The sequence below is a fragment of the Streptomyces sp. NBC_00005 genome (assembly GCF_045160215.1).
Taxonomy (GTDB): domain Bacteria; phylum Actinomycetota; class Actinomycetes; order Streptomycetales; family Streptomycetaceae; genus Streptomyces.
Map to the genome: position 1 here is coordinate 7,314,535 of NZ_CP108316.1, position 23,886 is coordinate 7,338,420.

Consider the following 23,886-nt stretch of genomic DNA (forward strand, 5'->3'; position numbering starts at 1 on the left):
GAGGGGCCTTCGTGAGCTGGGCATCGGCCTTTCGATTCGGCTCGACCCGGCAGCGTGCAGTGCTGCCGGGACGAACCGTCCGTGTCAGCCCTCGAAGCCCTGGTCGCGCAGGATCTTGTCGATGCGGGTGCGGTGGGCCTCCTCCCACGCGTCGAGGGTCTCGTCGGCCTCCTTGGCCAGCTTGGTCCGGGCGGCGGACAGGGTCTCCTGCGCACGGGCGGTGGGGACGACCACGACGCCTTCCTCGTCGGCGACGACGATGTCGCCGGCGTTCACCATGACTCCGGCACAGCGCACTTCGGCATTGAGCGGCTCGACGACCTTCTTGCCTCCGGGAATGGGGATCACCCCTCGGGCGAACACCGGGAAGCCCAGGTCCCGGACCTCGGCGAGATCGCGGATCAGCCCGTCGGCGACAAAGGCCGCGACTCCCCGGCGCTGCGCGACGGCGCACACGTTGCCACCCGCCAGCGCGTAGTCCAGGTCGCCGGACTCGACGACGATGACGGCGCCCGGTGCGGCGCGGTGGATGGCCGCGTGCAGCATGAGGTTGTCGCCGGGAGGGCACCGCACGGTGAACGCCGGTCCGGCCACGCGCGGCACCGGCGACCACAACGGGCGGATGCCGATGTCCATGACCTGCCCGCGGCCCAGTACATCGGCGAGGGTGGTGGTCGGAACGTCCGCGAACGGGGAAGCGGCGGCTTCGGTGGCGTCTGTCATGGCTCCTCTGTCCTTCATTCGTCGTTCATCGTTCAGTCCGTCGTTCGTCGTGGCCGTGGACGCGCGGGCGCGTCCTTCTCCGGGCTGTAGAGGTGCTGCTCCCAGGTCGCGCCGCCGTCCGCCGTCGACAGTACGGTGCCCTCGTCGCCCACGATCCACCAGTGCCGGTCCGAGGCGACGTGTACGGCCCACAGGGACATGCCCGAACCAGTCGCGCCCGTCTGCCAGTTGGCCCCGCCGTCCCGGGTGATCAGCACCGTGTCGCTGCGGCCCACGGCGCAGCCGACGCGGCCGTCGGGAGCGAAGTGAACGGCGTTGAGGTTCTGGGTGGTGCCGCTGTCGTGGCGGCGCCAGCCGGCGCCCCCGTTCTCGGTGCCGAGGACGGTGCCGTCGTCTCCCACGAACCAGCAGGTGCGGGCGTCGACGACATGCAGGCCGACCAGGTCGTCCGTGGTGCCGGTGGGCTGTGGCCGCCAGGTGGCGCCGGCGTCCTGCGTGGCGAGGACGGTGCCGCCGGTGCCGATGGCCCAGCCGGTCAGGTCGTCGGTGAACTCGACCGTCCACAGGGCGACTTGGCCCGGCGCACCGGCCTGGTGCCGCCAGGTCGCCCCGCCGTCGTCGGTGGCGAGGATCGTGCCCTGGTCGCCCACGGCCCAGCCGGTGCGCAGGTCGGGACGCAGGTGCACCGAGAGCAGGTCCCTGATGGTGCCCGTCTCCTGGGCCCGCCAGTGGGCGCCGGCGTCGTACGTGACCATGATGGTTCCGCCCCGGCCCGCCACCCAGGCCGTGTCGGCGTCCGGTGCCGTGATGCCGTAGAGGTTCGTGGCCGGGCCGATGGGCCGTGGAGTCCACCGTCCGTCGGCCCGCGAGGACAGGACGGTGCCGCCGTCGCCGACCACCCAACCGCCGTCGGCGTCCGGGAAAATGTGCACGCCGTACAGGTTCTTGCCGGTGCCGGAGACGTGCACCCGCCAGGTCTCTCCCAAGGCGTCGCTGCCGAGGATCAGACCGCCGTCCCCGGCGGCGCTGACCCCCTTGCCGTCGGGCGAGACCCACACGTCCTTGAGGGTGTCGGTGACCGTGCGGTCCTGGCGGTTCCACCGGGCGCCCGCGTCCGAGGTGGCCAGAATCGTGCCCAAGTCACCGACGGCCCAGCCGAGTTCGCCCGATTCCGTGAACGTGACGCCCCACAGCGCGGCGTCCGTCCCGCTGTCGCGGCGGGACCAGGTGGCCCCGCCGTCGGTGGTGGCGAGGATCGTGCCGGCGCGGCCGACGGCCCACACCGTGTCGGCGTCCACGGCGTGCACGTTGGTGAGGGTGGCGGTGGTGGGGGAGACCTGGCGGTGCCAGGTGTGTCCGCCGTCGGCGGTGGCGAGGACGGTGCCTTGGTCGCCGACCGCCCAGGCGTGCAGCCCGTCGTCCGGGCCGTGCACGGCGTGAAGGTCCTCGGTGGCCGGGATGTTCTGCCGGTGCCAGGTGGTGCCGGCGTCGGTGGTGGTGAGCACGGTCGCGGCGGTGCCGACGGCCCAGCCGCGGGACGCCGTCAGGTGGACGGAGTGCAGGTCCTCGGTGGTGGTGGAGGTCCGGCGGTGCCAGGTGTCTCCGCCATCGGTGGTGGCGAGGACGGTGCCTTGGTCGCCGACCGCCCAGGCGCGCAGCCCGTCGTCCAGGCCGTGCACCCCCCACAGCACGGTGCCGCTCGCGATGCCGCCGCCCCGCCAGCCGGCGCCCGCGTCGGTGCTGACCGCCACGGCGCCGTCCTGCCCCACCACCCAGCGGACCGGCCCCGCGCCGTGCACGGCGACGAAGTCCTTGTGCACGCCGTTGAGTTGAGGGTTCCAGGTGGCGCCCCCGTCCTCGGTGGCCAGCACCAGCCCGTCGTCGCCGGCCGCCCAGCCGCGCACCGCGTCGGGGGTGAAGGCGAGGGTCACGACGTCCTTGCCGGTGCCGCTGGACAGCGGCAAGAAAGTGCGGCCGCCGTCGGCGGAGGCGAGGATCATGCCGTCGTCGCCGGAGACCCGGACCGCGCGCCCGTCCGGTGCCACCCACACGCCGTAGACGTCCAGTTCGGTACCGCTGTCGGCCCTGGTCCAGGTGGCGCCGGCGTCCTCGGTCCACAGCACGGTGCCCCCGCGTCCCACGGCCCAGCACCGGCCGGGGGAGACGGCGAAGACGCCCCGCAGATCGGCCGCGGTGCCGCTCTCCTGGACCGTCCAGGTGGCGCCGGCGTCCGTCGTCGCGAGGATCCGGCCCTTCTTGCCCACGATCCAGGCCACCCGGTCGTCCTGGGCGAAGCAGCGGGTGAAGTGCGCGTCGGCGCCCGTTCGTTGCGGCTGCCAGGTGTGTCCGCCGTCGCGGGATGCGAGGACGGTGCCGTCGTCGCCGACGGCCCAGCCCGTCCGGCCCGAGGGAGCGAACGAGACGCCGTAGAGATTGCGTTCGGTGCCGGAGTCCTGGCGTCGCCAGTGCCGGCCGCCGTCCTCGGTGTGCAGGAGGATCCCGTCGCGGCCGGCGGCCCAGCCCCGCAACGTGTCCACGAACGAGACCGCCCGCAGATCCTTGTCCGTGTCGCCCTGGGGCGACCAGCTGGAGCCGCCGTCGCGGGTCGCGAGGATCATGCCGCCGTCCCCGACGGCCCATCCGTGGGCCTCGTCCACCAGGCAGACACCCTGGAGGTTCACACTGCGCGGCGCGATGTTCCACATGGTCATGGCGAACCCTGCCAACCCTTGCGTAAGTGGTGTTCGGAACGGGAACCGTGATCCGACGGCCGGGCGAAGCGGGCCGAAGGCTCAGCCGGCCGCGGTCACTTCCCCGGCGTCGGTCTCCTGGGCGACGGCGGAGGGCGAGCGCTTGCGCAGAGCGCGGGCGACGATGGCCGGCATCGCCGCGCCCAGCAGGGCGAACGCCACGGCCAGGACCACCCAGCCGAGCGCCCCGTGATCGAGTACGAGCCAGGTGAAGACCGCGGGGGCGATCATCTTGCCGATGTCGGCGCCCATCGCGTGCGTGGCCTGGTACTGGCCCTGGGCGTGGTCCGGGGCCAGGTCGAAGGCGATGCCCCAGCTGCCCGCCGCCTGGCGCACCTCACCGAGGGCGTGGGCGACGGCGCCCACCACGAGCAGCAGACAGGCCGGCACCAGGGCCGCCCCGTCGCTCAGCGCGAACACCAGACAGGCGGCCGCGACGCAGCCCGCCCCCTGGAAGCTGGCCCGCGCGGCGGCCGCCGGGTGGTCCGCGCCGCGGGCGGCCCGGGTCTGGACGGCCACCACCAGGATCGTGTTGACCAGCAGGATGGCCGCGCTCATCCACCGGGGCGCCCCCGTGTGCTGCAGTACCCACAGGGGCAGCACCACGTCGAGCAGGATGGCGTGCGTGGTCAGTAGCCCGTCCAGGGCGGCGAAGGTGAGGAACGGCACGTCCCGCAGCACCGCGAGGGCGGGGCCCGCCGAGGACGGGACCGGTGGCACGGGCGGTTCCTTGATCGTGAGCAGGCCGGTGACCAGGAAGGTGACGGCGATGAAGCCCACCGCCCCCTGGTAGGCCGCGCGCGAACCCACCGCGAGCACCAGACCGGCGAGGCACGCCCCGACCGAGACACTGGCATTGGAGGCAGCGCGGACCTGGGCGAGGATGCCCACCCGGTCCGCCGAGGGGATCAGGCCCGCGATCATGGCCTTGCGCGCGCTGCGGCCGGACCGGTAGGCGATGCCCTGGGCGGAGACGATGACCAGGTACGGCCAGAAGTCGGTGGCGAACAGCAGCGCGCAGGTCAGCACGGCCAGCACCAGGAACGACCACATCTGCACGGTGCGCGGGCCGGCCCGGTCGGCTAGATGCCCGAGCGGGATGCTGAACAGCAGGACGATCGCGGCGGCGACGCTCACGCTGAGGCCGAGTTGACCCACCGTCAGATGCAGCACGGTGACCGCGTAGATCGCGCTGAGCGCCATCCACAGCCCCTGGCCCAGCGTCATCACCATGGTGATGACGGTGAGCAGGCGCGCGGGTCCGGGCGGAGGCAGGAGGGATTTCATTCCGATGACGCTCCTCGCTCTTCTCTGCCTGCTCTTCTCTGCCCGCTCTTCTCTCCCGGCGAGGCTAGGCCACCTCCCGGGCCGCCGAAGCTTGCGCCCACAAAGGGACTTAACCGCGAAAAACCCGTTCTGCCCGTGAACCGCATGTCGCGCAGTACGAGAAGGGGATTTGCTCGTTTAAGGAGCAGTGCGGTCGCAAGGGACCTGCCCGTCCGGGCTGCGGCTAGCGTCGATCCGGCTTCCCGTCACCGGAGTTCGGACCGACATGACCACAGCACTCGACCGACGCCTGGGCGCCGGCCTGCTCCACCACGCGAGCGCCCTTCCCGACGGCGTCGCCCTGACCATCGGGCGCCGCGACTACACCTACGAGGAGACCGCGGTCACCGCGCGGCGCTGGGCCGGCGCCCTCGTCGAGGCGACCGGAGGCCGACCCCGCCGGATCGCGGTGTTCGCCCAGCGCAGCGAGGTCTCCTATCTGGGCGTGGCCGCCGCCCTGTTCGCCGGAGCCGCCTTCGTCCCGCTGAACCGGAAGTTCCCGACGGCGCGGACCCGCGACATGCTGGCCCGCGCCGAGGTCGACGCCGTCCTCGCGGACGCCGCCTCGGCCGCCCAACTCCCGGAACTACTGGCCGGGTTGGACCCCTGTCCGGTCGTTCTGCTGCCCGATGCGAAACGGGCGGAGGTGCCGGGCCTCGACGACCGGTACCGGGTGCTGGACGCCACCGACCTCGCCGGGTTCGCGGCGCTCGCCGAACTGCCCGAGCCCGCTCCCGACGACCCGGCGTACCTGCTGTTCACCTCGGGCAGCACCGGCGCGCCCAAGGGGGTGCCGGTCACCCACGCCAATGTGCGCGCGTTCCTCGACGTCAACCAGGACCGCTACCGGCTGACCCCCGAGGACCGGCTCACCCAGACCTTCGACCAGACCTTCGACCTGTCGGTCTTCGACCTGTTCATGGCCTGGGAGAACGGCGCCCGGGTGTGCTCCATGGACCCCATCGAGCTGCTCGCGCCCTTCAAGTACCTGGAGCGCAACGGCATCACCGTCTGGTTCTCGGTGCCGTCCGTCGCCGCCGTGCTGCGCAGGCGCGGGGTGCTGCGGCCCGGCACGATGCCGACGCTGCGCTGGAGCCTGTTCTGCGGCGAGGCGCTGCCCCGGGCCACCGCCGAGGCGTGGCAGGCGGCGGCCCCGTACTCCACCCTGGAGAACCTGTACGGGCCGACCGAACTCACCATCGCCTGCACCGCCCACCGCTGGGACCCGGCGACCAGCCCGGCCGAATGCGTCCACGACAACGTGCCGATCGGACGGCCCTACCCGGGGCTGAACGCCGTGGTCGTCGACGAGCGGCTGGCCGACGTGCCGGACGGCGAACCGGGCGAGCTGTGCCTGGCCGGACCGCAGACCACCCCCGGCTACTGGCGGGCGCCGGAGCTCACGGCCCAGCGGTACTTCGAGCGCGACGGACTGACGTACTACCGCACCGGCGACCTGGTACGGCACCGAGGCGGCCAGTACGTCTGCCTCGGCCGCAACGACCAGCAGGTCAAGATCGGCGGACACCGCGTCGAACTCGGCGAGATCGAGGCCGTACTGCGCCGGGCCGGGGCCCTGGAGGCGGTGGCGCTGCAGTGGCCGGACGACGGCACGATCACCGCCGTGGTGTCCGGCGCCGAGGACACGGCACCGCTGGCCGACGCCTGCACGGCAGGCCTGCCCGCCTACATGGTGCCGAGGTCCGTGCAGGTCATCGAGGAGATGCCGGTCAACGCCAACGGCAAGGTGGACCGCGCCGCGCTGCGCCGGTGGCTGGCGGAGCGGGCGGCCGACCACGGCTGACGCCCGCCGCACCGCCCCACGTCACCCGCACACGACCAATCGCAGGAGGGGAACCATGAGCAGCGTCGACGCCCTCGTCGCCCGCACCCTGGGCATCACCGAGGACCGGGTCACCGACGCCCTCGAATACCAGTCGATCCGGGAATGGGACTCGCTCGGCCACATCTCGCTGATGGTGGCGCTCGAGGAGGCGTACGGCGTGCCGGTCGACGACGAACTCACGCTCGCCCTGCGCTCGGTCGCGGCGATCCGTGAGTTCGCCGAGGGCCGCGCCCCCGTCCCGGCGACCGCCGCCGAGCAGCGGCACATAGTGCACCGCGGCCTGGACGGTGTCAGCTTCGACCAGACCACCATCACCCGCATCGACGGCGCCGAGGGAAGCCTGGAGTACCGCGGCTACAGCATCCACGACCTGGCCGAGCGCGCGTCCTTCGAGGAGGTGGCCCACCTCCTCGTCCACGGCGAACTGCCGGACGCCACCGCCCTGTCGGCCTTCGAGAAGGAACTGCGCGCCGCCCGCGCGCTGCCCGCGCCGGTGCTCGACCTGGTCCGCTCGCTGGCCGACGCCCACCCCATGGACGCGCTGCGCACCTGTGTCTCCGCGCTGGGCGCGTTCGAACCCCGGCGGGCGGCGGGCACGGACGAGACGTACGAGCAGGCCCGTGACGTCGGCATCGCGCTGATCGCCCGGATCCCGATGCTGGTCGCCGCCCACCACGCCGTCCGCAGCGGCCGCGAGCCGTCGGTCCCGGACGAGGAGACCTCCTACCCGGAGGCGTTCCTCACCGTCCTGCTCGGCGAGCGGCCCACGCCGGCCACGGTGCGGTTCCTGAACAAGGGGCTCATCGTCCACGCCGACCACAGCTCCAACGCCTCGGCGTTCGCGGCCCGCGTCGCCATCGGCTCCCGGGCCGGGATGTCGGCCGCGGTCACCGCCGCCGTCGCCACCTTCGCCGGTTCCGTGCACGGGGGCGCCGCCGAACGCGTCATGCGGCTCCTCGACGACGTGGGCTCGCCCGAGCGGGCCGGGCGGTACGTGGCCGACGTGCGAGGCCGGGGCGAGCCGGTGATGGGCTTCGGCCACCGGGTCTACCGCACGGAGGACCCTCGGGTACGCCATCTGCGGTCCACCGTCGTGGAGTTGAGCCGGGAGCGGGGCGACAGCGGCGGCCTGGACATCCTCGACGCCGTCGCCGAGGCCATGCGCCCCTACGGCCGGCACGGCCTCGCACCCAACGTGGACCTCTACGCGGGTCTCGCCTACCGGCTGCTGGGCCTGCCCGACGACCTCGCGGCGGCGCTGTTCGCCGTCGGCCGCAGCGCCGGCTGGGTGGCGCAGGCCCTGGAGCAGCAGTCGAACAACGTCCTCATCCGGCCGCTCCTCGACTATGTCGGGCCGCACGGCCGGGAGTTCCCGGCGGTCCGGGAGGCGGCGACCCGATGACCACACCGATCAGGACCCGGCTCGCCGGGCGCGCGGTCGAGCTGTACGGCCTGCCCGAGTGCGCCGAAGCGAACGGCTTCGACCTCGGGGCCGTCCCGTACACCGGCCGTGTGCTGATGGAGTCCCTGCTGCGGGCGGGCGACGCCACGGCTGCCGCGGCGCTCGGCAAACGGCTGGCGGCGGGGGAGGAACCCGGCCTGGAGATGCCGTTCCGGCCGGCCCGCATCCTCGTCCAGGACTACACCGGCATCCCGCTCCTGGTGGACCTCGCGGCGCTGCGCGACCGCGTGGCCGAGCCGGGGCGCGTCAACCCCGCGCTGCCGGTCGACGTGGTCGTCGACCACTCCGTACAGGCCGACTTCGCGGGGCGGCCGGACGCGCTCACCCGCAACGAGGCGCTGGAAATGCGGCGCAACCGGGAGCGGTACACGTTCCTGAAGTGGGCCGAGGGTGCCTTCGACGGGCTGCGGGTCGTCCCGCCGGGCAGCGGCATCGTGCACCAGGTCAACCTGGAACGGCTGGCGACCGTCGTCGCACGCGGACCCGGTGACCTGCTCCACCCCGACACCGTGATCGGCACCGACAGCCACACCACGATGGTCAACGGCCTCGGCGTCCTCGGCTGGGGCGTCGGCGGGTTGGAGGCGGAGGCCCTGATGCTGGGCCTTGCCCAGCCGATCCGTGTCCCGTCCGTGGTCGGGGTGCGGCTGACCGGCGCGATACGCCCGGGCACCTCGCCGACCGACGTGGTCCTCGCGCTCACCGAGCGGCTGCGCCGGGCCAACGTGCGTGGCCTGATGCTGGAGTTCACCGGACCCGCCGCAGCCGCGCTGTCGGCTCCCGACCGCTGCACCATCGCCAACATGGCGCCCGAGTACGGCGCGATGTCCGCGTTCTTCCCGGTGGACGAGGAGACCCTGGACTATCTGCGGCGCACCGGCCGCACCGGGTCCGACACGGCCCTGGCGGCGGAGTACTGCCGACGCCAGCACCTGCTGCGCGCGGGTGACGAACCCCGGTTCGGGCGGGTCATCGAGTTCGACCTGGGAGAGGTCGGGCCGAACCTGGCCGGGCCCAGCCGCCCCGACCAGCGGATCTCGCTCGGCGAACTGCCCGGCTCCTTCGCCGCCCTCCACCCCGCAGAGCCCCGGACGCATGACGGGGTCACCGACGGCGACCTCGTCATCGCGTCTGTCACCTCGTGCACCAGCACCTCCAACCCGAAGGCGATGCTGGCGGCCGGACTCCTCGCCCGGCGGGCCGTGCAGCGGGGACTGACCGTGCCCGGGCACGTGAAGACCAGCCTGTCGCCCGGCTCCCGGGCCGTGACCCGCTACCTGCGGGACGCGGGGCTCCTCGACGACCTGGAGAAGCTCGGCTTCCATGTCGCCGGGTACGGCTGCATGACCTGCAACGGCGGCAGCGGCCCGCTGAACGACGGAGTCGGCGCGGCCGTCGACGATGCCGGTCTCACCGTTGCCGCCGTGCTCAGCGGCAACCGCAACTTCGAGGCCCGTGTGCACGCCCAGGTCCGGGCCGGCTACCTGGCCTCGCCCGCCCTGGTCGTCGCCCTCGCCCTCGTCGGGCACGTCCGGATCGACCTCGACCACGAACCCCTGGGCACCGCCCCCGACGGCACCCCCGTCCTGCTGCGCGACCTGTGGCCGGGCGACACCGAACTGCGGGCCCTGGAGGCGGAGTTCGTCACCCCGGAGGTCTTTGCCGAGGACCCCGACGCGCAGGCGGGCTGGGCCGCCCTCACCGCACCGGACAGCGAGGTCTTCGCCTGGGACGAGGACTCCACGTACATCCGCCCCCCGGCCTATGTCGACGCCCGCCCGCGCTCCGGTCCCCTCACCGGCGCCCGCGCGCTGCTCGCGCTCGGCGACGACGTCAGCACCGACCACATCTCACCGGTCGGCGCCATCCCGGCCGACTCGCCGGCCGGCCGCCATCTGAGCGGACGCGGGGTGCGCGACTTCAACTCCTACGGCTCGCGGCGCGGCAACCACGAGGTGATGGCCCGCGGCACCTTCAGCAACCCGCGCCTGCGCAACCGCCTGGTCGGGGACGGCGACAGCGGCGGTACGACACTGCACCTGCCGAGCGGCGAGCGCCTGCCGGTGTACGAGGCCGCGCGCCGGTACGCCGCCGAGGGCACCCCGCTGATCGTGCTGGCCGGCCGCTCCTACGGCATGGGCTCCTCCCGGGACTGGGCGGCCAAGGGCCCCTGGCTGCTGGGGGTACGGGCGGTCCTCGCCGAGAGCTTCGAGCGCATCCACCGCGCCAACCTGTGCGCCATGGGCATCCTGCCGCTGCTGCTGCCCGAGGGCCACGGCTGGGCCGGCCTGGGGCTCACCGGGCACGAGGAGTTCCACCTGGCGCTGGAGCGGGTGCGGGAGACGGGCGAGGCGGAGGTCACCGCCGACGGCGTCTCGTTCACCGCACGGGCAGACGTACAGTCCGCGGGCGAGTGGGACGTCCTGCGGTCCGGTGGCACCCTGCCGTACCTGCTGCGCCGGCTGCACGACGGGGAGACGCGATGAGCGGGCACGTCCTCGACGAACTCGGTCTGCGCTCCGCCGTGGAGGCCGACGCGCTCGCCGCCGGCGAGAAGGCCTTCGCGCCGGTCCACGTCGGCACCCGGGACCTGCGGATCGGCACCCTCCTGGAGCTGCTCGGGCGGCACGAGGACCTGGTGCCGCCGCGCACCGGGCACCTCGGCAACTGGGAGGACATCGCGCTCGGGCGGTCCGGGCCGATGGACTTCAACACCGCCATCTGCGGCGGCGGCCACGGCTATCCGCTGATCTACGGCTTCACCCGCACCGAGGCCGACACCGAGGGCGGCGACGAGGCCTACCAGCCCGGCTCACTGATCGAGCAGGGCAAGCGGGACACCCTGGCGCTGCACACCTGGGACGGACGGCACTTCGTACGGCGGGACCGCAGCCGCCCGCTGTTCTGCCCGCTGACCCGGGCCGACGTGGACGGCGAGCTCGTCCCCCTGGTCGACCTGCACTGGCGGCGGATGCTGAAGATCCCCGGCTACCGCTTCCGGCAGTGGGCCACCGTGCTCGTGGACCGCGGCCCCCTGGTCACCGACATGCTCACGCTGCTCGTCGAGCAGTCGGACGCCACGGCCCGGCAGGGCACCCGGTTGTCGGAGCTGATCAGCCATGCCGTGCGGCTGGACGGCGAGGTGGCCCGCTGCGACGTGGTGCGGGAAGGCACCGGCTACCTGCTGGACGGGCACCGCTATCCCTCGGCCCGCGCGCTCGCCGAGGCCGCGCTGGTCCTGGTGCGCGCCCTGGTCGAGCCGGCCGCGTTCTTCGAGCAGCTGCCCGCGCTTCCGCCGGTGCTGCCGGTGATGTCGCTGCAGCTGACCAACGTGCTGTTCGGTCTGCTGGACACCCACCACCCGGACCGTCCGGCGGGCACCCGGGAGAGCCCCTTCGTCACCCACCTGCACTGGGGGGCGCGGGCCATGGCGGGCTGCCCGCCCCGGCGCGGCGGCTATCTCACCCGCCGCTCCACGGTCCGCTCGCTGCGGGCGATCACCGCCCCGCTGGTGCGCGGCTTCGACGAGGCCCACCCGGTGGCCTTCGTCCTGCTGCCCGCCCAGGTCTTCATGCTCTGCCCGCCGAGCACCTCGCCCGCCGACGGCGAACTGCTCACGGGCCTGTTCCGGACCGTCCGCACGGCCGACCCGGACGGCGTCCACGACGTCACGCTCGGCTGGCTGCGCGAGCACCACGACCGGCTCTCGCCCTATCTGCGGGGCCGCTTCGCGAAAGGCGCCGGGGTGCCCGCCGACGGCACCTCGCGCGATCCGGCGGTGCCCGTGGAGCCGGGCGGCTTCCGAGAACTGACGTTCCGTCAGGCATGCGCGGTGATCGGGGCGTTCGAGGAGGCGCTGGGATGAAGCTGCGCCACCACACCGTCCGCGTCGCGCTCAAGGAGCCCTTCGTCAGCAACACGGGCACCACCACCGAGGTGTGCCAGAGCGTCGTCGAGCTGACCTGGGAGGGCCTGACGGGCCACGGCACCGCACGCGGCGCCGACCCCGCGGACGTCGACGCCTGCGCGCCCGTGCTGGCCGAGGCGTCCTCACCGTACGAACTGCGGCATGTCCTTGGCGAGTTGGCGGACGCCGGTGTCGGCCCGGTGGCCCGGTCGGCCGTGGACATGGCGCTGCACGACCTGCTCGGCAAGGCCTGCGGTCAGCCGCTGCACCGCCTGCTGGGTCTGGACGGGCTGCCCGTCGGGCCGACGGCCCTGTCCATCGGCGCCTGCCCGGACGACGAACTCCTCGCCCGGGGCCGGGCGCTCGCCGACTGGCCGGTGCTGAAGCTGAAGTTCACTCCGGACGACGACGGCAGCCGTGCCGGGCTGCTGCGCTCGGTCTACGGCGGGCGCATCCGGGTCGACGGCAACGGCTCCTGGAGCCCCGGCCGGGCGCTGCACGTCGCCCGCGCACTGCACCGGCACGGTGTCGAACTCCTCGAGCAGCCCGTGCCGCCCGGCGACGTGGACGCACTGCGGTACGTCCACGAGAACTCGCCCGTGCCGGTCTACGCCGACGAGGACTGCACCGGCCCCGAGGACGTGCCGCGGCTGGCCGGCCGGGTCAGCGGCGTCAACGTCAAGCTGGTCAAGTGCGGCGGGCTCCTCGCTGCCCGCGAGACCATCACGCTCGCCCGGCGCGCCGGGCTGCGGGTCATGCTCGGCTGCAAGCTGGAGAGCGCCCTCGGGGTGACAGCCATGGCCCAACTGGCCCCGCTCGCCGACCTCCTGGACCTGGACGGCCATCTCGGCCTCGTCGGCGACCCGTTCACCGGTGCGACGGTCGACCGTGGTGTGATCGGCCTGCCGACGGCCCCCGGCCTCGGCGCCGTCATGACCACTGCGAACAGCACGAACTACGGAGACAACTGACATGCGACTGCGCTGTGCCGTGCTCGACGACTTCCAGGACGCCGCCCTGCGATCCGCCGACTGGACCCCCCTCCAGGACCGGGTCGAGGTCGTCGTCCACCGCGAGCACATCGTCGACGAGGACGAACTCGCCGCCGTCCTGGCCGACTTCGACATCGTCGTCACCCTGCGCGAGCGGGTGCCCTTCCCGGCCTCGCTGCTGGACCGTCTGCCGCGGCTGAAGCTGCTCGTGGCCTCCGGGATGCGCAACTCGGTCATCGACGTCGCGGCCGCCGAACGGGGCGGAGTGACGGTCTGCGGCACCGCGAGTTCCTCCACCCCGCCGGTGGAGCTGACCTGGGCGCTGCTGCTCGGCCTGGCCCGCGGCCTGGTGACCGAGAACAACTCCCTGCGTTCCGGCGGCCCTTGGCAGCAGACGGTCGGCGCCGACCTGCACGGCCGCCGCCTGGGCCTGCTGGGCCTCGGCAAGATCGGCAGCCGGGTCGCCCAGGTGGGCCTCGCCTTCGGCATGCACGTCAGCGCCTGGAGCCAGAACCTCACCAAGGAGCGCGCCGACGAGGTGGGCGTCGAACTCGCCGCCTCCAAGGAGGAGTTGCTGGAGAACAGTGACTTCGTCTCCATTCACCTGGCCCTCGGCGACCGCACCCGGGGCCTGCTCGGCGCCACCGAACTCGCCCTCCTCAAGCCCACCGCCTACCTGGTCAACACCTCGCGGGCGGCCATCGTCGACCAGGACGCGCTGCTCGCCGCCCTGCACGAGGGCCGTATCGCCGGCGCGGGCGTGGACGTCTTCGACGTCGAACCGCTCCCCGCCGGCCACCCGATGCGCACGGCTCCCCGACTGCTCGCCACCCCGCACCTCGGCTATGTCTCGCAGGCCAACTACGCGACGTACTACAGCCACGCCGTGGAGGACATCCAGGCGTTCCTCGTGGGCGAGCCGGTACGCCGCCTCGGCTGACCGTAGCCCCCCTCGAAGTCCGTATCCCCGTCCCACGGAGGTCCACGTGAGCCTGCAACGCCGCACGATGAAGCTCGGCGCCTTCCTGCCCGCACCGGGCCACCACGTCGCCGCCTGGCGGCACCCCAACGCCCGTCCCGACGGCGGACTCGACTTCGACTACTACCGCGACCTCGTGCAGACCGCCGAGCGCGGCCTGTTCGACATGGTCTTCCTCTCCGACGGGGCGGGGGTGCGCACCAAGTACCGGGACGCCGACGAGCTGAGCCGGCAGGGCCGCATGGTGCACTTCGAGCCGCTGACCCTGTTGTCCGCGCTCGCCGTGCACACCACGCACATCGGCCTGACGGCCACGTCGTCGACGACGTACAACGAACCCTTCACCGTGGCACGTCAGTTCGCGTCACTGGACCACCTCAGCGCGGGCCGCTCCGGCTGGAACGTGGTCACCTCGGCGACCGACGCGGAGGCCCGCAACTTCAATCTGGACCGGCAGCCGGAGCATGCGGCGCGGTATCACCGGGCGCGGGAGTTCATGGAGGTGGTCACCGGGCTGTGGGACAGCTGGGAGGACGACGCGTTCCTGTACGACAAGGAGTCGGGTCGTTTCTTCGATCCGGAGAAGCTGCACATCCTGGGGCATGAGGGGGAGCACTTCCAGGTGCGGGGGCCGCTGAACGTGGCCCGGGCGCCGCAGGGTTACCCGGTGATCGTGCAGGCGGGTTCCTCGCCCGACGGGCAGGACTTCGCCGCCCGCTGGGCCGAGGTCGTCTTCACGGTGCAGCAGACCCTGGACGGGGCGCAGACCTACTACCGCGGGCTGAAGAAGCAGGTCGCCGACCACGGCCGTGACCCGGACCAGGTGAAGATCCTTCCCGGCGCGTTCATCGTCGTGGGCCGCACCCGGGCGGAGGCCGAGGACAAGTACGCCACCCTGCAGGACCTGGTCGACCCGGTCGTCGGGCTCGGCATGCTGTCGTACCAGCTCGGCATGGTCGACATCTCCGGCCACTCGCTGGACGGCCCGCTGCCCGAGCTGCCGGCCACCGAGGGCTCCACCAGCAAACAGCAGCTGATCTACGAGAAGGCCCGCCGTGAGGGGCTCACCATCCGCGAGCTGTATCTGTCCGTCGCGGCCGGGCGCGGCCACCGCTTCCTGCTCGGCACGCCAGAGACCATCGCCGACGAGCTGGAGGAGTGGTTCGTGAACGAGGCCGCCGACGGCTTCAACATCATGCCCGACTACCTGCCGGACGGCCTCGACGCCATCGTCGAACTGCTCGTGCCCGAACTGCAGCGGCGCGGGCTGATGCGCACCGCCTACGAGGGCACCACCCTGCGCGAGAACCTCGGCCTGCACCGGCCGGCGTTCCGCTCCGCGGCGGGGGCCACCCCGTGACCGTCGAGGCGACCGCCCTGCGCTCGGTACTGCGCGCGCACGCCTCCGGCGTCGCGGTGCTCACCGCCCAGGGCCCGGCCGGACCGGCCGGTGTCACCATCACGTCGTTCACCTCGCTCAGCGCCCGCCCGGCCCTCGTCTCCTTCGCGCTGGCCGACACCTCCAGCACCTGGGCGCTCGTCCGGGACGCGCAGTGGTTCGGCATCCAGTTGCTGGGCGCCCACCAGACGGAGCTGGCCGAGAGGTTCGCGACGCGGGGTGCCGACCGGTTCGCCCCGCCCACCGGCTGGCACCCGGGCCCGCACGGGGTGCCGCTGCTCGACGGCTGTCTGGGCTGGCTGGTGTGCGCACGGCAGCACCAGGTCGGGGTCGGCGACCACCAACTGGTGGTGGCCGCCGTCGAGCACGTGCGTGAGGGGGTGCCCGGGGAGAGCCTCGTGCACCTCCACGGGCGGCTGCGGCCCGTCACCTCCACCACCGTGTCAAGGATCTGAACCCATGCCGAAAGTCCTGCTGTTCTCCCGTCAGCCGCTCACCGGCCGCCCCCTGCACGAATGGCTCGACGACACCGCCGACAGCGTCGTCCTGGTCACCACGCCCAAGGCCGTCGAGGGTGCCGAGGACGTGCTCGCCGAGGCCTTCCCGATGCACCGCCTGGTGCCCGACTACCACTCCTGGGCCACCGAGCAGATCGCGGAGGAGGCGGCACGCGCGTACGGCGTCGACCTGGTCGCCAGCACCAGCGAGAGCGACGTCCTGCGGGCCGCCCGGCTGCGCGCCCGGCTCGGCCTGCCCGGCCAGGGCACCGCCTCGGCCACCGCCTACCGCGACAAGGTCGTCATGAAGCGGATCGCCCGCGAGGCCGGGATCCGGGTCCCCGCATTCGCCGCGGTCGACAGCCCGCCGGACCTGTTCGACTTCCTCGACGCCGAGGGCCGGCCGGCCGTGGTCAAGCCCCGCTTCGGAGCGGGCTCCGAGGGCGTCGCGGTCCTGCGCGACGCGGAGGACATCACCGCGTTCCTGGCCCGGCAGCACGCGTCCGACGTGCCCTACCTGCCCGGGCAGTGGATGGCAGAGAGCTTCGTCCACGGCGACTTCTTCCACGTGGACGGCATGATGAGGGACGGGCACGCCCTGTACGCCTGGCCGTCGCAGTACAACACCGGCGGTATCGCCCAGCGCCTGCAGGACCACTCCCACATGAGCAGCGTCATGCTCGACCCCGACGACCCGCGCTTCGGCCCGCTGATGCGGCTGACGCACGACGTGCTCGCCGCGCTGCCGGGCTCCCCGACTGCCCTCGCCTTCCACCTGGAGGCGTGGATCGGCGCCGAAGGCGAGCCGGTGCTGTGCGAGATCGCCAGCCGGGCCGGGGGCGCGCTGATCGCCGAGGCCCACGAGCGGGTGTTCGGCGTGCACCTCGCCAAGGAGGGGCTGCGGGCGCAGTGCGGCAGCGCGCTCACCCTGACCGGGCAGCCGCCGGCCCCCGCGGAACTCTCCGGCTGGATCCTCTTCCCTCCGGGCCGCGGCGCCTTCGTACCGCCCGCGGACGCCTGCCCGGTGCCCGCGGCGGACCTGACCGTGCGGCTGGCGCCGGGCACGGTGGGCCGCGGGGTGGAGCACCTCACGCAGTCGGCCGCCGACGCGCTGGTGACGGCGGGGTCCGCGGCCCAGGTGCACAAGTACCAGGAGGAACTGGCCCAGTGGTGGTACGCCGCCGCCGACTGGGTGCCGACCGCGTCGGCAACGTCCTGATGCGCTACCGAAATGAGCTGCCATGACTGAGCACGTACTCGTCGTCGGGACGGGCCGCGACTTCCCGGCCCGGCTGCGCGCCGCCCGGCCCGGCACCGAGACCTCGGTGATCGTCCACCTGGACTACCTCCACAAGGTCCGCGAACCGGGCGGCAACGCCCGGGTGATCGGGGTGCGCGGCGACGCCCCCGACGACGAGTGGATCGCGCTGGCCGCCGCCGCGCACGCCCGGCACCCCTTCACCCGGATCGCCACCTTCGGCGAACGGGACCAGGACCGCTACGCGGCGATCGGCGAGGCCCTCGGCCTGGACTGCCACAGCGTCAAGACGGTGTCCCTGGTGCACGACAAGGAGGCCATGCGGGACCGGCTGGCCGAAGCCGGCGTCGACGCCACCGCGCACGCCCGCGTCGCCGACGTGGACGCCCTGCGGGCCTTCGTCCGGGCGCACGGGACCTGCGTGGTCAAGCCCGTCTCGGGGGCGGGCAGCGCCGGGGTCGCCAGGGTGGGCGCCGACAGCGACCTGGCCGGTGCCTTCGACCGGGCCGGCGGCAGCTATCTGGGCCTGACCAACCCGGGCGTCCTGGTGGAGGAGTTCATCGAGGGCACCCAGTTCAGCGTCGAGGCGGTCTCCGAGCGGCGCGAGCACCAGGTGGTGGCGATCACCCGCAAGTACTCCGACCCGGCGACCTTCGTCGAACTCGGCCATGTCTCGCCCGCCGAACTTCCCGAGGAGCGGGTGCGGGAGATCCACGCCTGCGTCGGCGGCGTCCTGGACGCCCTGGGCGTGACCTTCGGCGTCACCCACACCGAGGTGGTGCTGGGCGGGGCGGGCCCGCGGGTGATCGAGACGCATGTGCGGATGGGCGGTGACGAGATCCCGGCGCTGACGCTGGAGGCGACCGGCGTGGACCTCGACGAGTGCGCACTGCGCCAGACGCTGGGGGAGCAGGTGCTGCCGGGGGTGCGGGCCGTGCTCGCCGCGCCCCGCGAACCGCGCTGCTCGGCGATCTGGTTCGCGGCGCTCGCTGCCCGCGGAGTGCTGGGCGAGGTCACCGGGCTTCAGGAGGCCCGCGCCGTGCCCGGGGTGACCGAGGTCGAGGTGAGTGTTCGGGCGGGTGCCGAGGTCGGCGGTCTGACGTCCTCGGACTCACGGGTGGCGCACGCCCGTGCCCTCGACGGGAGCGCCGAGGGGGCCCTCGAAGCGGCCCGTAAGGCAGTCGCCCAGCTGGAGTTCGAGCTCCGGGTGCGCGACGCGGGTGGTCCGGCTGTGTGACGCCGGACCACCCGCACCGGGTGCCGCCCGCCAGGTCGACGGGCGGGCGGCACCGTCAGGCGTTGGAGTAGTGGTGCTCGGGGCGGCCGCTGTCCCCGTACTTCAGGGTGAGGCGCAACCGGCCCTGTTCCTCCAGGTACTTGAGGTACCGCTGGGCCGTGGACCGGCTGACCCGGGCCTGTTCCGACACCTCGTGTGCGGACACCGGGCCACCGGCCCGCGAGACGATCTGCCGGATCAGCTCGGCCGTACGCTCCGTGTATCCCTTGGGCATCGGATTGGCGGCGGCCGAGGCGCGCAGGGTGCCCAGGACCCGGTCGATCTTGCCCTGGTCCAGCGCCGTGTCGCCGAGGGCCCCGCGCAGCTGCGCGTAGGCCTCGAGCTTGCCGCGCAGCCCGTCGAACGTGAACGGTTTGACGATGTACTGCAGCACACCGGCCCGCAGGGCCTCCTGGACGGAGGCGGGCCGGTTGTTCGCGGTCACCATGATCACGTCGATCTCCGGGCCCTCGCGACGCAGCCGGCGGGTGAGCGACAACCCGCTCTCGTCCGGCAGGTAGTGGTCGAGGAGCAGCAGGTCGATGCCGCCGCGCTGCACGGCGTCGAACGCCGTGGCCGCGTCGTGCGCCCGCCCCACCACCCGGAAGCCGGGTACCCGTGAGACATAACGTGCGTTGATCCCGGCGACGTAGAAGTCGTCGTCCACCACGAGGACGTCGATCACGACGCCTCCCGTTCGCCGGCGCCCGCCTGCGAGGGCAGCAGCACTGTGAAGACCGCGCCGCCGCCCTCCCGTTCGGCGACCGTCACGGTGCCGCCCCGCTCCCGCGCGAGGCCGGCGACGAGGGCCAGGCCCAGACCCCGGTGGCGGTCGTCCGTGTGGCGTTTGGTGGAGGCGCCGTCGGCGAAGATCCACCGCCGTTTCTCCGGTGGCACCCCGGGCCCGTTGTCCGATACGCGCAGTTCGGTGAGGCTCCCCCGCTCGCGCAGGTCCACCTCGATCCGGGGCCCGTCCGGGGCGGCCGGGCGGTGGTCGCGGAGCGCGTCGGCAGCGTTGTCGATCAGATTGCCCAGGATCGTGACCAGATCGTCCGCCCGGTCCTGGCGTCGGTGCAGTGACGAGTTCTCACCCACCGACAGTCGTATACCGCGCTCCGCGGCCATCACGGTCTTGCCCACCAGCAGGGCCCGTACGGGCAGTGCGCCCACCCGGTGCGTGACGGTCGCCCAGTGGTGTCCGGCCAGTTCCAGCAGGCCGACGAGCGTGTGCAGGGCATTGCGTCGTTCGTGTTTGCGTATGTCCTCCCGTTTGGGTGGCGGTGTGCACAATGCAGGTGTGCGTTCGGACATGAAACCCCCGTTCCGGTCAATCCGATGCATGAAATCGGTCAGCGTGGCTGATTCATGTATCGCTCAGCAGGTAGGCGTGGAGCGGTGGTTGACCGTTTGACCACGCCAGGGCGTGGCTGTTGGCCGCACCCGGGATTCATTGATTCTGACGCCTGCGGGCAGCGGCAATCCAGCTTTGGTAAAGAGATTTGTTTACAAGGGATTTACCGGGGGGAGCTTCCGGGAGAATTCAGGTCACATTCCGTATCGGGGCCGTGGCGCGAGCGCGTCCGGCGGGCCGACTGTCACACCGGGGCGTCGAGCAGCGGAAGGACCTCGGCCGCCGACGTCGTGCCGGGGGGCCGTCCCTGCGCCGCAGAGGCGTTCGCCAGCCGCAGCAGTGTCTCGTTGACGGGCGTGGGCACCCCGTGCGTCCGCCCCAGGAGCACGAACTCCCCGTTGAGGTAGTCCGCCTCGATGGAGCCCGCACCGCGCGCCAGGCTCTGCCACGTCGAACCCAGCGCGCGCTCCTCGTCCGGCACCGGCCGCGGCTCCACGGCGCCCTTGCGCAGCGCGGCCAGTTCGGCCGCGTCGGCGAAGTCGATCCCGGCCGCCTTCAGCACCGCCGTACCCTCGGCCCGCACCCGCTCGGCCAGCTCCCCTGCGGGAGTCCCGGCTGCCACCGGTCCGCACAGGGCCTCGACGGTCTGGGTGAGATTTCCCAGCAGTTTGGCGTACTTGAAACGCATCACGTCCGCCACGACCGGTGCGCGGAACACCGACTCCTCGAGGTCGGCGGCGATGCGGTGGGCGGTGTCGTCGGCACCGGACGGGTAGCGGCCGAGAAGCAGTACCCCGGTGTACGGCCCGCACGCCGCGGTGACCGAGCCCGGGCGCAGGAACGAGGACGGCAGGACCACGCACACGCCGTACACCCGGCGGAACAGCCGCAGCGCCAGCCGCTCGTTCTCGACGCCGTTCTGCGCGCAGACCAGGGGCAGCGACTCGCCCGCCGTGCCGCCGCCCGCGACCGGCCGCCCCGCCCACCGGGCCAGCGCGGCCGCCGTGTGCTGTGTCTTGACGGCCAGCACCAGGACGTCGTCCGGGCGCAGTTCGACGTCCTCGGGGCCGTCGGCCACCGGGACGCGCAGGCACCGGGTGCCCTCGGGGGTGGTGAACCGCAGCCCGTCCGCGCGCAGGGCCGCGCCGTGGGCGCCGCGCGCCACCAGGACGACGTCACGGCCGCTCTCGTGGAGCCGCCCCCCGATCGAACCGCCTACCGCGCCGGCCCCGACGACGATGTACCGCATCGCTGCTCCTCACTCCTCCCCGGCGGACCTCTCCGCCGACGCCTCGCCCAACGTCCTTGCGCCCGGCGTCACTTCGTCCACCGGACCGAGGCCGCGTACCACTCGGCGAGCTCGCCCACGCGCCGCTCGACCTCGTCGGCGTCCTCGCCCGTCACGACGTAACCGGCCAGGTACACCCCGGACTTCTCGCCGCCCTCGTACCGCGTGCCCACGCTGCCGCGCACCCGCTGCTCGATGACGTACGACGGCGGGGCGGCGGAGGGCAGCCGGGCGAGCGTGCCGGACTCGGGGTAGAAGACCACCCAGCCGGCCGACCGTCCCGGGGCGGCCCCGTTCACCCTACGCACGGGGTGCGCGGTGCCCTTCACCTGGGCCAGAAACCACTCCTGGTCGAGGTCGAAGCCGGTGGCCGCGCGCACGGCCGGGTTGGTCAGGGCGCCGCCCGTGCGGCTCGCGACCTCGCACAGGACCAGGTCGTCCTGCGGTGTGCGGAACACCTCCAGATGGAAGGTGGTGCACCGCGGCGTCGGCAGCCGGCCGAGGACGTGCCGGGCGTAGTCGGTCAGCCGGTCCACCAGCGCGTCGTCCCGGGTCAGCTGCACCGACCCCAGGTGGGCGCCCGCACGGTAGGACAGACAGTCGTTGAGGTAGCGGGAGACGAACAGGGCACGCGGCTCGCCCTCCACCACCAGCCCGTCCACGACGTACATGGTGCCCTCGACGAACCGCTCCACCTGCGCGTGCTCGGGCAGTCCGGCGGCGAGCAGCGCTGCCAGGTCCGCGTCGTCGCGCAGGACGTGCGTTCCGGTGGAGCCCGAGCCGAAGGCCGGCTTCACCACCACCGGATAGGGGTGCTCACGCAGGAACGCGAAGAGGTCCAGCGGGATGCGCACCGGGGCGAACTCCGGGACGGACACGCCTCGTTCCCGCAGCAGCGACTTCATCAGCACCTTGTCCCGGAACGCGAGCGCGCTCGCGAAGTCCTGCCCCGGCACGCCCAGCACCTCGCGCAGCCGGGCCGCGCGCAGCACGTCGGCCTCCGATCGGGCCACCACCACCTCCGGCGCCCCGGCGAGCGCGGCCCGCTCGACCTCGCCGCCCGTGGCGTACGCGGTGAAGGAGCGCGCCCCGGGGATGTGGCGGTACTGCGGATACCGGCGGGCGGACACGAGCAGGGACGGTCGGACGCCGGCCTCGGCGGACCACTTGTCGTACGGGGTGTCGGCATAGTCGCTGTCTACGAAAACGAGGACGGAAGCCGCCTTGTCCATCGGTTTACCTCCGATTCGCAGGCCGCCTGAACAGTAGGTCAACGGTGCGATCCGCAAAGGGTTTTGGGAAAGGCCTCGGCGTAATGGGCACAACGAGTTTTTCGAGGGGAAATCTCGTTGTGCCCACAACCGTGGCCTCGTCCGGCCCCTTGGCTACCGTCCCCTTTCGGGTCGCGTATGCAAAGGGGGATTCGGAATGACGCGCACATCGCGCCGCACGCTCCGTCTCGGTGCGTTTCTGGTCGCGCCGGGCTACCACATAGCCTCATGGCGCCACCCGCACGCCCACGCCGACGGGGGACTGGACTTCGGGCACTACCGCGACCTCGTGCAGACCGCCGAGCGCGGCCTGTTCGACATGGTCTTCCTCTCCGACGGTGTCGGTATCCGCATTCCGTTCCGGGACGCCGACGAGCTGAGCCGGCAGGGCCGCATCGTGCAGTTCGAGCCGTTGACCCTGTTGTCCGCGCTCGCCGTGCACACCACGCACATCGGCCTGGCGGCCACCGCGTCGACGACGTACAACGAACCCTTCAACCTGGCACGGCGGTTCGCGTCCCTCGACCACCTCAGTGCCGGCCGCTCGGGCTGGAACGTGGTCACCTCCGTCACGGACGCGGAGGCCCGCAACTTCAATCTGGACCGGCAGCCGGAGCATGCGGCGCGGTATCACCGGGCGCGGGAGTTCATGGAGGTGGTGACGGGGCTGTGGGACAGCTGGGAGGACGACGCGTTTCTGTACGACAAGGAGTCGGGTCGTTTCTTCGATCCGGAGAAGCTGCACATCCTGGGGCATGAGGGGGAGCACTTCCGGGTGCGGGGGCCGTTGAACGTGGCCCGGGCGCCGCAGGGTTACCCGGTGATCGTGCAGGCGGGTTCCTCGCCCGACGGGCAGGACTTCGCCGCCCGCTGGGCCGAGGTCGTCTTCACCGCCGCGCCGGACATCGACCGGGCGCGCACGTTCTACCGCGGCATCAAGGAGCAGGCCGCCGGACACGGCCGCGACCCCGAGCAGGTGAAGGTGCTGCCCGGGATCTTCCCCGTGGTCGGCCGCACCCGGGCGGAGGCCGAGGACAAGTACGCCACCCTGCAGGAGCTCGTCGATCCGGTCGTCGGCCTCGGACTGCTCAAGCTGCTCCTCGGCGACGTCGACATCTCCGGCCACCCGGTGGACGGCCCGCTGCCCGAACTGCCCCGCACCGAGGGCTCCACCAGCCGCCAGCAGCTCGTGTACGACAAGGCCCGCAGTGAGGGCCTGACCATCAGCGAGCTGTACCGGTCGATCTCCGGCGGGCGCGGCCACCGCATCGTTATCGGCACCCCCGAGTCCCTCGCCGACGAGCTCGAGGAGTGGTTCACCACCGGGGCCGCCGACGGCTTCAACATCATGCCCGCGATCCTGCCCGACGGCCTCGACGACTTCGTCGCCCTGGTGGTGCCCGAGCTCCAGCGCCGCGGTCTGTTCCGCACCGCGTACGAGGGCGCCACCCTGCGCGAGAACCTCGGCCTGCACCGCCCGTCCTGGGGCGCGGCACGGGCCCTGCCGGGGACCGGCCGCGCGGTCGCCCACATCCCGGCCTCCTCCGCCACCGCCGACTAG

The 23,886-nt window shown here is 72.8% G+C and carries 18 protein-coding genes; 11 read left to right on the plus strand and 7 right to left on the minus strand.

The window, feature by feature from the left end; translation table 11 throughout:
• Positions 1–84 precede the first annotated feature (84 nt).
• The 3 genes from OG303_RS33505 to OG303_RS33515 form a co-directional block, all read right to left on the minus strand.
• A complete protein-coding gene (locus tag OG303_RS33505) occupies positions 85–723 on the minus strand; it encodes an RraA family protein (RefSeq protein ID WP_405873126.1) in 639 nt (212 codons plus the stop codon).
• Between the two features lie 32 nt (positions 724–755).
• Positions 756–3,434 carry a WD40/YVTN/BNR-like repeat-containing protein gene (locus tag OG303_RS33510; RefSeq protein ID WP_405873127.1) on the minus strand — a complete coding sequence of 893 codons (2,679 nt, stop codon included), beginning with the start codon at positions 3,432–3,434 and terminating at the stop codon, positions 756–758.
• 81 nt (positions 3,435–3,515) lie between these two features.
• Positions 3,516–4,760 (minus strand): MFS transporter, encoded by a 1,245-nt coding sequence (locus OG303_RS33515; RefSeq protein ID WP_405873128.1) that lies wholly within the window; start codon positions 4,758–4,760, stop codon positions 3,516–3,518.
• 265 nt (positions 4,761–5,025) lie between these two features.
• Here OG303_RS33515 and OG303_RS33520 point away from each other — a divergent pair, with 265 nt between their 5' ends.
• From OG303_RS33520 to OG303_RS33565, 10 genes are read left to right on the plus strand one after another with little or no spacing between them, the layout of a single operon-like run.
• Entirely contained in the window at positions 5,026–6,603 is a 1,578-nt protein-coding gene (locus tag OG303_RS33520; protein ID WP_405873129.1) for an amino acid adenylation domain-containing protein, read from the plus strand.
• Between the two features lie 55 nt (positions 6,604–6,658).
• Positions 6,659–8,047, plus strand: coding sequence for a citrate/2-methylcitrate synthase (locus OG303_RS33525; protein ID WP_405873130.1), 1,389 nt, complete (start codon positions 6,659–6,661; stop codon positions 8,045–8,047).
• On the plus strand, positions 8,044–10,593 hold the full coding sequence (acnA, locus tag OG303_RS33530; RefSeq protein ID WP_405873131.1) for an aconitate hydratase AcnA: 2,550 nt from the start codon (positions 8,044–8,046) through the stop codon (positions 10,591–10,593). The genes OG303_RS33525 and acnA overlap by 4 nt, the downstream gene beginning before the upstream one ends.
• Positions 10,590–11,972 (plus strand): DUF6025 family protein, encoded by a 1,383-nt coding sequence (locus OG303_RS33535; protein ID WP_405873133.1) that lies wholly within the window; start codon positions 10,590–10,592, stop codon positions 11,970–11,972. The genes acnA and OG303_RS33535 overlap by 4 nt, the downstream gene beginning before the upstream one ends.
• Complete coding sequence (locus tag OG303_RS33540) at positions 11,969–12,985, plus strand: mandelate racemase/muconate lactonizing enzyme family protein (RefSeq protein WP_405873134.1); 1,017 nt, start codon at positions 11,969–11,971, stop codon at positions 12,983–12,985. Before OG303_RS33535 ends, OG303_RS33540 begins: the two co-directional genes overlap by 4 nt.
• 1 nt (position 12,986) lies before the next feature.
• A complete protein-coding gene (locus OG303_RS33545) occupies positions 12,987–13,946 on the plus strand; it encodes a D-2-hydroxyacid dehydrogenase family protein (RefSeq protein WP_405873135.1) in 960 nt (319 codons plus the stop codon).
• Between the two features lie 46 nt (positions 13,947–13,992).
• Positions 13,993–15,345, plus strand: a complete 1,353-nt coding sequence (locus tag OG303_RS33550; protein ID WP_405873136.1) for an LLM class flavin-dependent oxidoreductase — start codon at positions 13,993–13,995, stop codon at positions 15,343–15,345.
• On the plus strand, positions 15,342–15,839 hold the full coding sequence (locus OG303_RS33555; protein ID WP_405873138.1) for a flavin reductase family protein: 498 nt from the start codon (positions 15,342–15,344) through the stop codon (positions 15,837–15,839). The genes OG303_RS33550 and OG303_RS33555 overlap by 4 nt, the downstream gene beginning before the upstream one ends.
• 4 nt (positions 15,840–15,843) lie before the next feature.
• Positions 15,844–17,100 (plus strand): acetyl-CoA carboxylase biotin carboxylase subunit family protein, encoded by a 1,257-nt coding sequence (locus OG303_RS33560; protein ID WP_405873139.1) that lies wholly within the window; start codon positions 15,844–15,846, stop codon positions 17,098–17,100.
• Between the two features lie 22 nt (positions 17,101–17,122).
• Positions 17,123–18,376 (plus strand): ATP-grasp domain-containing protein, encoded by a 1,254-nt coding sequence (locus OG303_RS33565; RefSeq protein ID WP_405873141.1) that lies wholly within the window; start codon positions 17,123–17,125, stop codon positions 18,374–18,376.
• 55 nt (positions 18,377–18,431) lie between these two features.
• Here the strand turns inward: OG303_RS33565 and OG303_RS33570 are convergent, their stop codons facing one another.
• From OG303_RS33570 to OG303_RS33585, 4 genes are all read right to left on the minus strand, one after another.
• Positions 18,432–19,100, minus strand: a complete 669-nt coding sequence (locus OG303_RS33570; RefSeq protein ID WP_405873142.1) for a response regulator — start codon at positions 19,098–19,100, stop codon at positions 18,432–18,434.
• Positions 19,097–19,726: a sensor histidine kinase gene (locus OG303_RS33575; protein WP_405873143.1), complete on the minus strand. Its 630-nt coding sequence runs from the start codon at positions 19,724–19,726 to the stop codon at positions 19,097–19,099. The genes OG303_RS33570 and OG303_RS33575 overlap by 4 nt, the downstream gene beginning before the upstream one ends.
• Before the next feature lie 284 nt (positions 19,727–20,010).
• A complete protein-coding gene (locus OG303_RS33580; protein ID WP_405873144.1) occupies positions 20,011–21,015 on the minus strand; it encodes a ketopantoate reductase family protein in 1,005 nt (334 codons plus the stop codon).
• A gap of 68 nt (positions 21,016–21,083) precedes the next feature.
• Positions 21,084–22,286, minus strand: coding sequence for an acetyl-CoA carboxylase biotin carboxylase subunit family protein (locus OG303_RS33585; protein ID WP_405873145.1), 1,203 nt, complete (start codon positions 22,284–22,286; stop codon positions 21,084–21,086).
• Between the two features lie 196 nt (positions 22,287–22,482).
• On the opposite strand from OG303_RS33585, the gene OG303_RS33590 reads away from it, so the two are divergent.
• Positions 22,483–23,886 carry an LLM class flavin-dependent oxidoreductase gene (locus OG303_RS33590; protein WP_405873146.1) on the plus strand — a complete coding sequence of 468 codons (1,404 nt, stop codon included), beginning with the start codon at positions 22,483–22,485 and terminating at the stop codon, positions 23,884–23,886.